Here is a 12,903-nt window from a genome sequence, read left to right on the forward strand (position 1 = left end):
CGCTTCGACGGGGGAACGATCTGGGGAACTGATATGGACAGCTACATCCGCTGGTTTCAACGCTTCATCTGGCTCGGCATTGCGATGAACATGGTGTTCGCGATCCCGGCGCTGTTTGCGCCGGGGTTGCTGACATCGGTGGTCGGCCTGCCGCCGCAACTCTCCGACCCGTGGCTGGAAAACGCCGGGATGCTGCTGGTCGGCATCAGCGTGTTCTACATGCCGTCGGGCTTCAACGCGCCGCGCTACGTGGTGCATTCCTGGCTGTGCGTGCTGACGCGGCTGATCGCCGTGGCGTTCTGGATCTACCTGATCAACACCAGCAGCCAGGGCTCGGTGTTCGTACCGATGCTGATGGGCGATCTGAGCTTTTTCCTGATCCTCGGCATCCTGCTGTACCTCGGCACCCCCCCTGAAAACCGACCCTTGACGCTGCTCTGTGAGGGCTGGCGCGAATGGCGCGCAGCGTGGGCGCGGCACTGGCAGAGCCACGGGTTCAAGGTCGGCACGCTGGTCGTGGTGGCGCTGCTGGCGTTCATCGGTTACCAGACCTGGTATCAGATGCTGCGCGTGGTGCCGGAGCAGGATTACGCCTCCGACGAAGATCACTACAAATACGCCGCGATTGGCCTGGGTATCGAGGCGCGGATTCCGTATTACCTGTTCTCCGTGCTGCCGCAGATGTGCTCGGAAAAACTGCCGAAACCCGGTGGCTGGGAAGTCTTCGGTTTCCTGTTCGAGAACGGCAAGGACCTGCCGATCGGCATGGCCAAGCGACAGATCGGCTACCCGACCGTCGAGCCGAATTGTGCGCTGTGCCACACCGGTTCCTACCGGGCGAATGCCAGCGACGTCGCGGTGAATGTGCCGAGCGCACCGGCCAACACCCTGCAACTGCAGGCCTTCCAGTGGTTCGCCTACGATTGCGCCAGTGATCCGAAATTCACCACCGACGCGGTGATGGCGGCGATCAACAGCAAGTTTCAGCTGGGCTTCTTCGAGAAGATCTACAACCGTTACCTGATCATCCCGATGGCCAAGACCGCGCTGCTCAAACAGAAGCAGGCGTACGCCTGGCAGAAGCTGCGCCCGCAACAGGGACCGGGGCGTACCGACACCTTCAACCCGACGAAGATGGTGGTGTTCGGCTTCCCGGATGACTCGACCATAGGCACCGTCGACCTGCCGCAAGTGTGGAACCAGAAACCCCGGGAATCGATGTACCTGCACTGGGACGGCAATAACAACAAGATCCACGAGCGCAACTACGCCGCCGCGATGGCCGTGGGCGCGACGCCGGAGTCGGTGCTGCCGCCGAGCTTCAATCGGGTGACCAACTGGCTGCTCGGGCACAAGGCGCCGGCGTGGCCGTGGGCACTGGATCAGGCGAAGGTCGCTCAGGGCAAACCGGTGTGGGAGGCTAACTGCGCGGGTTGTCACGATTTCGGTCGCGTCGACACCGGGCAGGTCACCACCAACATCGACCAGCTCGGCACCGATCCGCACCGGCTGAACTCGTTCACCACAGGGCTGGTGGCGGCGTTCCACACCTTCAAGAAACCGCCGTTCGATTTCGGCGCCTACCGCAAGACCCAGAGCTACAGCAACACGCCCACCGACGGCATCTGGCTGCGCGCGCCGTATCTGCACAACGGTTCGGTGCCGACCCTGTGGGACTTGCTGCAACCGCCGGAAAAACGTCCGCAGGTGTTCATCACCGGCTCCGATGTCTACGACCCGGTCAACGTCGGCTTCGTGACCAGTGGCGCCCAGGCCAAAGCCTCGGCGGATTTCACCTACGACACGCGCCTGGAGGGCAACCACAACAGCGGTCACCTGTACGGCACGACGCTGTCGGACGACGACAAGCGTGCGCTGATCGAATTCATGAAAACCCTGTGAACCCCTACGGATAGAGGATTACGCCATGTCAGCGGTTGGTCATCTGAAACACGAATACGACAAGGTCAAGCTGCGCCTGCACGGCTTGTTCACGCGCATCGAAATGGCCTGGATGAAGCTCATCAGCGAGCTGGAGCCGCAGGAGTTTCAAGCCATCATCAAATTGCTCCAGCGCGGTCACGATCAGGCGCAATACGTGCTCAAGCACGGCGAGTTGCCGACCGACGAGCCGGCGGTGCCGTGGGAGTTGTCCCACGGCCTGTCGATCCTGCGTATCGGCAACGCGACGCCGTTACCGCAATCGCCCGATCAACTGCAGACCAAGGTGCTCAAGGACGGCACGCTGCTGGGCTGTCGCAAGTGGGAGCTGCTGGATCTGCTGTGGAGCGAGGCGCTGCTGAAGTGGATCGAGAACCTGCGCCATCACGCGACTTTCGGCACCGATCCGGCAATGGTGACCATGGATCGCGAAGTGACGCTGGCGATTGCCGGCGACTGGGGCACCGGGCCGTTCAACAGCCATGCGCCGGCGGTGTCGGTGGCCAACCAGATGCAATTGGCCAATGCCGATTTCACCATTCACCTGGGGGATGTCTATTACGCCGGCACCCACTCCCAGGAAGACACCGACATGGCCGGCTGGCCGATGGGTACCCACGGCTCGTTCACCCTCAATTCCAATCACGAGATGTACAGCGGCGCCCACGGCTATTTCAAGGAACTGGCCGCGCGTTTTCCGGGGCAGCAGGGCACCAGCTACTTTGCCCTGATCAACGATGACTGGCTGATTGTCGGGCTGGACACCGCGTACGCCTCGGATGTCATGAACCTGTATATGGACGGCACGTTGAACAAGCCGCAGATCGAGTGGATGAAAAGCCTGCCCAAACGCAAGAAACTCATGGTGCTCAGCCACCATCAGGGCTTGGACATCACCGGGCACAACAAGACCGCGCTGTATCAACCGGTGTGCGATGCACTGGGGCGCGAGCCGGATTACTGGTACTGGGGGCATCTGCACAATGGCATCGTCTATGCGCCGCAGGGTGGGCTGCACGCGCGCTGTGCCGGGCATGGAGCGATTCCCTACGGCACCACCAGCGAGCTGAACGGGCATTCGCGGGTGCTGTTTTCGGAGACGCAGGATGCCAACGATCCGGACTATCCGCTGCGGGTGTTGAACGGCTACGCGAAGATCAGGTTGGTGGGGGAGGAGATTTTCGAGGAGTTTATCGGGGAGGATGGATCGGTAAGGTGGTCATCCCAATGATCGTTCCCACGCTCCGCGTGGGAATGCCTCAATGGACGCTCTGCGTCCGCTTTTGGGACGCAGAGCGTCCCCGGCTGCATTCCCACGCAGAGCGTGGGAACGATCTGTCAGATGCAATCAGCCTTGGACCGGCACGCCTTTGAGGTACGGCGCAGGCTCGGCGCCGAGGTTGCTCAGCATCCGCTCGCTGTACCAGTCCACGAAGTTGACTACGCCGAATTCATAGGTCTTGGAGTACGGCCCCGGCTGGTACGCGGTGGAGTTGATCCCGCGCTGGTTCTCTTCGGCCAGACGACGGTCCTGATCGTTGGTCGCGTCCCACACCTGGCGCATGCGTTCGACGTCGTAATCCACGCCTTCGACCGCATCCTTGTGCACCAGCCATTTGGTGGTGACCATGGTTTCCTGAGCGCTGATCGGCCACACCGTGAACACGATGATGTGGTCGCCCATGCAGTGGTTCCACGAGTGCGGCAGGTGCAGGATGCGCATCGAGCCCAGGTCCGGGTTCTTGATCCGGCCCATCAGCTTGGCGCAGCCCTGTTTACCGTCCATGGTCATCGACACGGTGCCCTTGAGCAGCGGCATGCGCACGATACGGTTGCGCAGGCCGAAACTGGCGTGGGCGTAAGGGATCTTCTCGGCTTCCCAGGCAGCGGCGGAGGCGGCGACGTGGTCCTTGAACGCCTGATCGGCGCGCGGGTCGGTGACGTCGTCCCATTCCAGCAGGGTTTTCAGCAGTTCCGGGTGCGAACCGTTGCAGTGGTAGCACTCGCGGTTGTTTTCCAGCACCAGTTTCCAGTTGGCCTTTTCCATCAAGGTGGTTTGCACCGCCACCTTGGTGTTTTCCATGTCGTACGGTTCCATGTAGTGGTTCAGCGTCGACAGGAAGTCATCGATGGCCGGCGGGTTCTCCGCCAGACTGATGAAGATGTAGCCGCCGGCAGTCTTCACGTTCACCGGTTTGAGGCCGTACTGCTTCATGTCGAAGTCGGCGCCCATCTCGGTGCCGGCGAACAGCAGGCGACCGTCCAGCTCATACGTCCACTGGTGGTAATGGCAGACCAGTTTGGCGACCTTGCCCTTGTCGCTGGTGCACAGGCGCGAGCCACGGTGGCGGCAGACGTTGTGGAACGCGTGCACCACGCCTTCGGCACCGCGAATGACGATGATCGGGTTCTTGCCGATCTGCAGCGTGATGTAGTTGCCCTTGGCCGGGATCTCGCAGGTCATGCCGGCGATCAACCACTCTTTCTGGAAGATCTCCTGCATGTCGATATCGAACAGGCGCTCGTCACTGTAGAACGGTTGCGGCAGCGAATAGGTGCGCTCGCGTTCCTGGAGCATTTGTGCGGTGGCCTTGCGTGCGGGTTCCAGCGGGTCGCCCAGGCTGATTTTTGCGGTGTCCATCGATGAATTCCTCAAGGCCATCTGCGTGGCCGCGAAAGTGGCTGATCGGGTGTGCGGCTAAAGGGTGCAACGCAAGGTGTAAAGAATCTGTTTGTGTTGGGGCGAGTGTGGGGCCGCCGCTGCCCGGAACCTTATCCATGGGCGACATGGTGCAATCTGTTCCCGACGCGCAACCCCCGGTGGTTGGGGGCTGGTCGCGATAAGTATGTCAATGTCGCGGATAGGTAAACGGGGCGTTCGCGCTATACGCAGAATCGCCACATGAAGGCCGACAGTCGGCCGTGGAGAACAGCATGTCGAACAGCTTCCTGAATCCGGTCACCACCCAGACCTGGGCCAATGGCCGACACATCGTCCGTTGCGTCAAAGTCATCCAGGAAACCTGGGATGTGCGTACCTTCTGCTTCATGGCCGACCAGCCGATCCTGTTCTTCTTCAAGCCCGGGCAGTTCGTGACCCTGGAGCTGGAAATCGAAGGCCAGCCGATCATGCGTTCGTACACCATCTCCAGCTCGCCGTCGGTGCCGTACAGCTTTTCGGTAACCATCAAGCGCGTGCCGGGGGGCAAGGTGTCCAACTGGCTGCACGACACGCTGCATGAAGGCCAGGAGCTGGCGGTGCACGGGCCGGTCGGGCTGTTCAACGCCATCGACTTCCCGAGCCCGAAAGTGCTGTACCTGAGCGGCGGTGTCGGCATCACCCCGGTGATGTCGATGGCGCGCTGGTTCTACGACACCAACGGCAACGTCGACATGACGTTTATCCACAGCGCCCGCTCGCCGAAAGACATCATTTACCACCGCGAGCTGGAACACATGGCGTCGCGGATCGACAACTTCAGTCTGCACCTGATCTGCGAGAAGCATGGACTGGGCGAACCGTGGGCCGGTTATCGCGGCTACCTCAACCATAAGATGCTGGAACTGATGGTGCCGGACTTCCTCGAGCGCGAAGTCTTCTGCTGCGGCCCGACGCCGTACATGACCGCGGTCAAGCGCCTGCTGGAAAACGCCGGCTACGACATGAAGCGCTATCACGAGGAATCCTTCGGCGCCACGCCGCCGGAAGCTCGTGCCGATGCGGTGGAGCAGGCCGAACAGGCGGCGGAAGCACCGGAAGTCCCGGCGGCTGATCTGCACCTGGTGGAATTCACCTCTTCGGACAAGAGCATCCGTGTTGCGCCGGGCGAGACCGTGCATGCGGCGGCTGCCAAGGTCGGCCTGATGATCCCGAAAGCCTGCGGCATGGGGATTTGCGGGACGTGCAAGGTGCTCAAACTGGGTGGCGAAGTGGAGATGGATCACAACGGCGGGATCACCGAGGACGACGAGGCGGAGGGGTACATTCTTTCTTGCTGCAGTGTGCCGAAGGGGGATGTTCGGATCGAATATTGAGTGGTTCTTCAAAAGCCCCCTCACCCCAGCCCTCCCGAAACGTCGGACCGCCCGGAGGGAGAGGGAGCTGATTGGGGGATGTTCAAGGAATACGCCGACCTGAATCTTCTTTGCCGAATCCATAATCGATAAGGTCTTGCAGGTCGATGTGGCTCGCCAAAACAACTCGGTCGATTCCCTCTCCCTCTGGGAGAGGGCTAGGGTGAGGGGGATTTCACAGACTTGCTGATCAATCCACAAACAAATCCGTCATCAACTTCGCATCACTCCCCGGCTCAAAACGGTAATGATCGAATTCGGTCACACCGCTTTCGCGCAAAATCTCCTCATCAATCAACAACCGTCCGGTAATTCGCCGTCCGCTGCTGTCCAGAATCACATGTGCCGCATCCGCCATGATCGCTGGCGTGCGCGCATGCTTGAACGACTCGCGATTGCCCAGCTGAAATTCGATCGCCGCCGTGGCGATCATGGTCTGCGGCCACAGCGAATTGACGCTGATCCCGTAGTTGGCGAATTCCTCGCTCATCCCGACCGTCAGCATGCTCATGCCGTACTTGGTCACGGTGTAGGGGCTGTATTGCGCGAACCATTTGCTGGCCAGATTCAGCGGCGGTGACAGGTTGAGAATGTGCCCGGAGGATTTCTTCAGGTAGGGCAGGGCCGCCTGGCTGCACAGCAAAACCGCGCGAGTGTTGATCTGGTGCATCAGGTCGAAACGCTTGAGCTCGATGTGCTGCACACCGGTCAACTTGATCGCCCCGGCGTTGTTCACCAGCGCATCGATCCCGCCGAAATGTTCATTGGCCTGGGCCAGCGCCTGACGCACCGCGTCTTCATCACGCACATCCAGTTGCAGCGCCAAAGCCTTGCCGCCGGCCGCTTCGACTTCGGCGGCGACACTGTGGATGGTGCCGGGCAACTTGGCGTGCGGCTCGGCGCTCTTGGCCGCGATTACGATATTGGCCCCGTCCCGCGCGGCCCGCAGCGCAATCTCACGCCCGATGCCACGGCTGGCGCCAGTGATGAACAGGGTTTTGTCTTTCAGCGACATGCGGATGCTCCTGCTTATTGTTATGTGAGCGATGGCTCGACAGACAATGTAGACGATGGAGCTGAAACGATAGGGAGCCAGATCGTTCCCATGCTCCGCGTGGGAATGCAGCCTTTGACGCTCCGCGTCATGGCGATGCCTGGCGTTGCATCAGTGGTGGGGCAGGAACGCGGAGCGTTCCGGTATGCATTCCCACGCGGAGCGTGGGAACGAGAAGGGTAAGGAGGTCGATGTGACCTAGCGTCAGGAGGCGACTGTGGCGGCGGTAAGAGAGTCAGTTGTCGCTTTGAGTGGTGATCGTTCCCACGCTCCGCGTGGGAATGCAGCCCTTGACGCTCCGCGTCATGACGATGCCTGGCGTTGCATCGGTGGTGCGGCAGGAACGCGGAGCGTCCCGGTATGCATTCCCACGCAGAGCGTGGGAACGATCTGCGTGTGGGATACCGGGAGCTTCAGTACCAGCGCTGAACCTCGATCAACCCATCCAGCCCTGCATAGTTTCGGGCGCTTGAATACCGCCAGTGTTCCGGTAACTCCACATAACCACGCTTTACCGGGTTGTTATGGATGTAATCGAGTTTCTGGCGCATGACTTCTTCGCTGTAGACCATCTCTGCGTGAGCGCCTTCCTGCCACATCTGATACACCCGATCTTCCTTGTGTGCCCGTTTGCTGAAGCGAAGGCGCTTCAATGCTCTTTCGGCGCCCCTGTTTTGCAGGTCATCAATGATCTGTCGGGCGGTGAAGGATTTGAATTGGCTCAGGCATTTGCTCAGGTCAGGCGCCTGGGCGACGAAGTGCAGGTGGTTTTCCAGGATCACGTAGCCGTAGAGCTTCAGTTGCTGGTGGGATTGTTGATAGCGCCAACAGTTGAGCAGGTGGTCGACGAGGTAAGGGCGGACGAACAGTGGCAGCCACTCCACCAGCGTGCAGGTCAGGAAGTGAGGCTTTTCAGGTTCGGTGATGGTGTAGCGACTTCGGCCCATGGGATTCATCCTTGAATCTTGCGGTGCTGCTGAGAGGAACGCGGAGCGTCCCCGGATGCATTCCCACGTGGACGGTTCGACGCCTCGACGGGGGGACGAGCAGAGTGGGGTGGTCGGAGTGATCGCGCTAGAGGCGAAGTCTGTAGCGGCGGTGGGAAAAGTCATCTGTAGCTTTTGATCGTTCCCACGCTCCGCGTGGGAATGCAGCCATTGACGCTCCGCGTCATGACGGTGCCTGGCGTTACATCAGTGGTGGGGCAGGAACGCGGAGCGTTCCGGTATGCATTCCCACGCGGAGCGTGGGAACGATCAAGGAGGAGGCGATCAGGCCGACATGACTTCGCGGATGTCGCGCGCCAGTTCGCATACGCGTTCTTCTTCGGTGTCCCACGAGCACATGAAGCGCGCGCCGCCCTTGCCAATGAAGGTGTAGAAGCGCCAGCCGCGCGCGGTCAGGGCGGCGATGGCCGGTTCCGAGAGTTGCAGGAACACGCCGTTGGCCTGGACCGGGAACATCAGTTCCACGCCCGGGATGTCGCTGACCAGTTCGGCCAGCAGTTGCGCGCAGTGGTTGGCGTGGCGGGCGTATTTGAGCCAGGCGTCGTTTTCCAGGATGCCGACCCACGGCGCCGACAGGAAGCGCATCTTCGACGCCAGTTGCCCGGCCTGTTTGCAGCGGTAGTCGAAGTCTTCGGCCAGTTTGTGGTTGAAGAACAGGATTGCCTCACCCACCGCCATGCCGTTTTTCGTGCCACCGAAGCACAGCACGTCGACGCCGGCCTTCCAGGTCAGGTCTGCCGGCGAGCAGCCGAGGAAGGCGCAGGCGTTGGAGAAACGCGCGCCGTCCATGTGCAGGTTCAGGCCCAGCTCCTTGCAGGTGTCGCTGATGGCGCGGACTTCTTCCGGGGTGTAGACGCTGCCGACTTCGGTGGCCTGGGTCAGGGTCACGACGCGCGGTTTCGGGTAGTGGATGTCCTGGCGCTTGAGTGCGACTTCGCGGATCGAGGCCGGGGTGATCTTGCCGTTTTCGGTGCCGGCGATCAGCAGTTTCGAACCGTTGGAGAAGAATTCCGGCGCGCCGCATTCGTCGGTTTCGACGTGGGCGGTTTCCGAGCAGATCACGCTGTGGTAACTCTGGCACAGCGACGACAGCGCGAGGGAGTTGGCGGCGGTGCCGTTGAAGGCGAAGAACACTTCGCAGTCGGTCTCGAACAGCTTGCGGAAATCATCCGAGGCGCGGGCTGTCCATTCATCGTCGCCATAGGCGCGCTGGTGGCCGTGGTTGGCCTGTTCCATGGCAGCCCAGGCTTCAGGGCAGATACCGGAGTAGTTGTCGCTGGCGAATTGTTGGCTCTTGTCGGTCATGGCCGGCTTCCGTGATCGAGGCGCTTGTGGCGCTTCGTGGGGTCAATGATGGTGCGCACTGTACCGAAGATCATCCGGGGAGCACACGGGATGTCGCTGTCAGAACATTACAGGGATGCGAGCCGATTATGCACCTGAGCCGGCGCGACGGCGCACTCGATCTGCTCAAGTGGCTGGCGCTGCTGAGCATGCTGCTCGATCACTTGCGATATGTCGGGATCAGCGCCGATTGGCTGTATGTGCCGGGGCGGCTGGCGTTCCCCTGGTTCTGTCTGGCGATGGCGGCAAATCTGGCGCGGGACGGCGCGCGCAAGACCGAGTGGCGCTATCTGGGCTGGTTGCTGCTGTTCAGCCTGCTCAGCGAGATTCCCTACCGCTTGTACATTCCCGAGCCCGACACCTTGAACGTAATGCCCACCCTGGCGCTGGGCCTGCTGGTGGCGCGGGGCTGGCAGGATCGAGCGCTGATTTCGCGACTGCTGGGCGTCAGTGCTTTGCTGGTGGCCGCGCTGTTCCCGGAGCGACTGATGTTCGGTCTGTTCGGCGTCCTGCTGCCGCTGGCGATGTTGCTGGTGTTTCGCAAACCCTGGTTTTTCAGCCTGTTGCCGGGCCTGCTGTGTCTGGCCGCTAATCAATGGCGGGTGCTCTACGAATCCGCGCAGTTCGGCAACATCGTCGCCATCCTCGGGATTGCGACCTGCCTGATCGCGCCACTGCTCGGAATGTTCCTATTGCGACACGCCACTTGCCTCCACGCGCCACCCATGCGGCGCTGGGCGTATGCGCTCTATCCCGCGCATTTCATGGTTCTTCTGGCCTTGCGCCAGCTGCTTGTTTGAGTCCGTCGCCGCCGCCATGTCGTAAACGCACCTTTGCGTGGCGTCCGTAGGCATTTGACCTCCCTGCGCCGGCCATACCATCGCATCAAAGGGCACTGGCTGAACGCCGTGCCTTACCGAGACGAATGGCGCACAGATGCCGCTGGGAGAGACGCGATGTTCAGCAAGCAAGACCAGATCCAGGGTTACGACGATGCACTGCTGGCGGCGATGAATGCCGAGGAGCAACGTCAGGAAGATCACATCGAGCTGATCGCGTCGGAGAACTACACCAGCAAACGCGTGATGCAAGCGCAAGGCAGCGGCCTGACCAACAAATACGCCGAAGGTTATCCGGGCAAGCGCTACTACGGTGGCTGCGAGCACGTCGACAAGGTCGAAGCGCTGGCCATCGAACGCGCCAAGCAGCTGTTCGGCGCCGATTACGCCAACGTCCAGCCTCACTCCGGTTCCTCGGCCAACAGCGCCGTGTACCTGGCCCTGCTGCAAGCGGGCGACACCATCCTCGGCATGAGCCTGGCCCACGGCGGTCACCTGACCCACGGCGCCAAGGTCTCGTCCTCGGGCAAGCTGTACAACGCCGTGCAGTACGGCATCGACACCAAAACCGGCCTGATCGATTACGACGAAGTCGAGCGGCTGGCTGTCGAGTGCAAGCCGAAAATGATCGTCGCCGGTTTCTCGGCCTACTCGAAAACCCTCGACTTCCCGCGCTTCCGTCAGATCGCCGACAAGGTCGGTGCGCTGCTGTTCGTCGACATGGCCCACGTCGCCGGTCTGGTGGCTGCCGGTCTGTACCCGAACCCGCTGCCGTACGCCGACGTGGTCACCACCACCACCCACAAGACCCTGCGCGGTCCCCGTGGCGGCCTGATCCTGGCCAAGGCCAACGAAGAAATCGAGAAGAAACTCAACGCGGCGGTATTCCCCGGCGCCCAGGGCGGCCCGCTGATGCACGTTATCGCCGGTAAAGCCGTCTGCTTCAAAGAAGCGCTGGAGCCAGGCTTCAAGGCCTATCAGCAACAAGTGATCGACAACGCCCAGGCGATGGCGAGCGTATTTATCAAACGTGGCTACGATGTAGTGTCCGGCGGCACCGACAACCACCTGTTCCTGGTCAGCCTGATCCGTCAGGGCCTCACCGGTAAGGACGCCGACGCCGCCCTCGGTCGCGCGCACATCACCGTCAACAAGAACGCCGTACCGAACGACCCGCAGTCGCCGTTCGTGACCTCCGGCCTGCGCATCGGCACTCCGGCGGTGACCACTCGCGGCTTCAAGGTGACCCAGTGCGTGACGCTGGCCGGCTGGATCTGCGACATCCTCGACAACCTCGGCGATGCCGATGTCGAGGCCAACGTCGCCCAGCAGGTTTCGGCCCTGTGTGCTGACTTCCCGGTTTATCGCTGAGCGTTCTGGAGTACATGACTATGCAACGCTATTCGGGCTTCGGCCTCTTCAAACACTCCCTCAGCCACCACGAAAACTGGCAGCGCATGTGGCGCACGCCGACCCCGAAAAAGGTCTACGACGTGGTCATCGTCGGCGGCGGCGGGCACGGTCTGGCGACGGCCTACTATCTGGCCAAAGAGCACGGCATCACCAACGTGGCCGTGGTCGAGAAGGGCTGGTTGGGTGGCGGTAACACCGCGCGCAACACCACCATCGTTCGCTCCAACTACCTGTGGGACGAGTCGGCTCACCTGTACGAACACGCGATGAAACTGTGGGAAGGCCTGTCTCAGGACCTGAACTACAACGTGATGTTCTCCCAGCGCGGCGTCTACAACCTGTGTCACACCCTGCAGGACATCCGTGATTCCGAGCGTCGGGTCAGCGCCAACCGTCTCAACGGCGTCGACGGCGAACTGCTCAACGCCAAGCAGGTCGCGGACGAAATCCCGTACCTCGATTGCTCGAAAAATACCCGCTACCCCGTGATGGGCGCGACCGTTCAGCGTCGCGGTGGCGTGGCCCGTCACGATGCCGTGGCGTGGGGTTTTGCCCGTGCCGCCGACGCCTTGGGCGTGGACCTGATCCAGCAGACCGAAGTGATCGGTTTCCGCAAGGAAAACGGCGTGTGCATCGGTGTTGAAACCAACAAGGGCTTCATCGGCGCCAAACGCGTCGGCGTGGTCACCGCCGGTAACTCCGGGCACATGGCCAAGCTTGCCGGTTTCCGTCTGCCGATCGAATCCCACCCGCTGCAGGCGCTGGTGTCAGAGCCGATCAAACCGATCATCGACAGCGTGATCATGTCCAACGCCGTGCACGGTTACATCAGCCAGTCCGACAAGGGCGACCTGGTGATCGGCGCCGGTATCGACGGCTACAACGGCTACGGCCAGCGCGGTTCGTACCCGGTGATCGAGCACACCATCCAGGCCATCGTCGAGATGTTCCCGGTGCTGTCGCGAGTGCGCATGAACCGTCAGTGGGGCGGCATCGTCGACACCACGCCGGACGCCTGCCCGATCATTTCGAAAACCCCGGTACCGAACATGTTCTTCAACTGCGGTTGGGGCACCGGTGGCTTCAAGGCCACACCTGGCTCGGGCAACGTGTTTGCCGCGAGTCTGGCCAAGGGTGAAATGCACCCGCTGGCCGCTCCTTTCTCCATCGACCGTTTCCACAACGGTGCGTTGATCGACGAACACGGCGCTGCGGCTGTCGCCCACTAACA

10 protein-coding genes are annotated in these 12,903 nt (G+C 61.6%); 6 read left to right on the forward strand and 4 right to left on the reverse strand.

The window, feature by feature from the left end:
• Nucleotides 1-33 precede the first annotated feature (33 nt).
• Nucleotides 34-1,902, forward strand: coding sequence for a c-type cytochrome (locus BMZ46_RS27420; RefSeq protein WP_074692135.1), 1,869 nt, complete (start codon nucleotides 34-36; stop codon nucleotides 1,900-1,902).
• A gap of 25 nt (nucleotides 1,903-1,927) precedes the next feature.
• Complete coding sequence (locus tag BMZ46_RS27425) at nucleotides 1,928-3,172, forward strand: metallophosphoesterase family protein (protein ID WP_074692138.1); 1,245 nt, start codon at nucleotides 1,928-1,930, stop codon at nucleotides 3,170-3,172.
• A gap of 117 nt (nucleotides 3,173-3,289) precedes the next feature.
• Here BMZ46_RS27425 and gbcA read toward each other — a convergent pair whose 3' ends face one another.
• The gene (gbcA, locus tag BMZ46_RS27430) at nucleotides 3,290-4,582 is read right to left on the reverse strand and encodes a glycine-betaine demethylase subunit GbcA (protein WP_039768012.1); all 1,293 of its coding nucleotides are present in this window, start codon (nucleotides 4,580-4,582) and stop codon (nucleotides 3,290-3,292) included.
• 293 nt (nucleotides 4,583-4,875) lie between these two features.
• Between gbcA and gbcB the strand changes: the two genes are divergently transcribed.
• Nucleotides 4,876-5,976 (forward strand): glycine-betaine demethylase subunit GbcB, encoded by a 1,101-nt coding sequence (gbcB, locus tag BMZ46_RS27440; protein WP_011336281.1) that lies wholly within the window; start codon nucleotides 4,876-4,878, stop codon nucleotides 5,974-5,976.
• Nucleotides 5,977-6,205: 229 nt separating this feature from the next.
• Here gbcB and BMZ46_RS27445 read toward each other — a convergent pair whose 3' ends face one another.
• From BMZ46_RS27445 to BMZ46_RS27455, 3 genes are all read right to left on the reverse strand, one after another.
• Nucleotides 6,206-7,030 (reverse strand): SDR family oxidoreductase, encoded by an 825-nt coding sequence (locus BMZ46_RS27445; protein ID WP_039768013.1) that lies wholly within the window; start codon nucleotides 7,028-7,030, stop codon nucleotides 6,206-6,208.
• Nucleotides 7,031-7,482: 452 nt separating this feature from the next.
• Entirely contained in the window at nucleotides 7,483-8,016 is a 534-nt protein-coding gene (locus BMZ46_RS27450; RefSeq protein ID WP_074692140.1) for an REP-associated tyrosine transposase, read from the reverse strand.
• A gap of 324 nt (nucleotides 8,017-8,340) precedes the next feature.
• Entirely contained in the window at nucleotides 8,341-9,381 is a 1,041-nt protein-coding gene (locus BMZ46_RS27455; RefSeq protein ID WP_074692143.1) for a threonine aldolase family protein, read from the reverse strand.
• A 128-nt stretch (nucleotides 9,382-9,509) separates the two neighbouring features.
• On the opposite strand from BMZ46_RS27455, the gene BMZ46_RS27460 reads away from it, so the two are divergent.
• The 3 genes from BMZ46_RS27460 (at nucleotide 9,510) to BMZ46_RS27470 (ending at nucleotide 12,901) form a co-directional block, all read left to right on the forward strand.
• Nucleotides 9,510-10,220 carry a TraX family protein gene (locus tag BMZ46_RS27460; protein ID WP_074692146.1) on the forward strand — a complete coding sequence of 237 codons (711 nt, stop codon included), beginning with the start codon at nucleotides 9,510-9,512 and terminating at the stop codon, nucleotides 10,218-10,220.
• 156 nt (nucleotides 10,221-10,376) lie between these two features.
• On the forward strand, nucleotides 10,377-11,630 hold the full coding sequence (glyA, locus tag BMZ46_RS27465) for a serine hydroxymethyltransferase (RefSeq protein ID WP_011336274.1): 1,254 nt from the start codon (nucleotides 10,377-10,379) through the stop codon (nucleotides 11,628-11,630).
• Between the two features lie 20 nt (nucleotides 11,631-11,650).
• A complete protein-coding gene (locus tag BMZ46_RS27470) occupies nucleotides 11,651-12,901 on the forward strand; it encodes a sarcosine oxidase subunit beta (protein WP_003206307.1) in 1,251 nt (416 codons plus the stop codon).
• Nucleotides 12,902-12,903: the final 2 nt, after the last annotated feature.

The organism is Pseudomonas sp. NFIX49, from assembly GCF_900115915.1.
GTDB lineage: Bacteria > Pseudomonadota > Gammaproteobacteria > Pseudomonadales > Pseudomonadaceae > Aquipseudomonas > Aquipseudomonas pharyngis.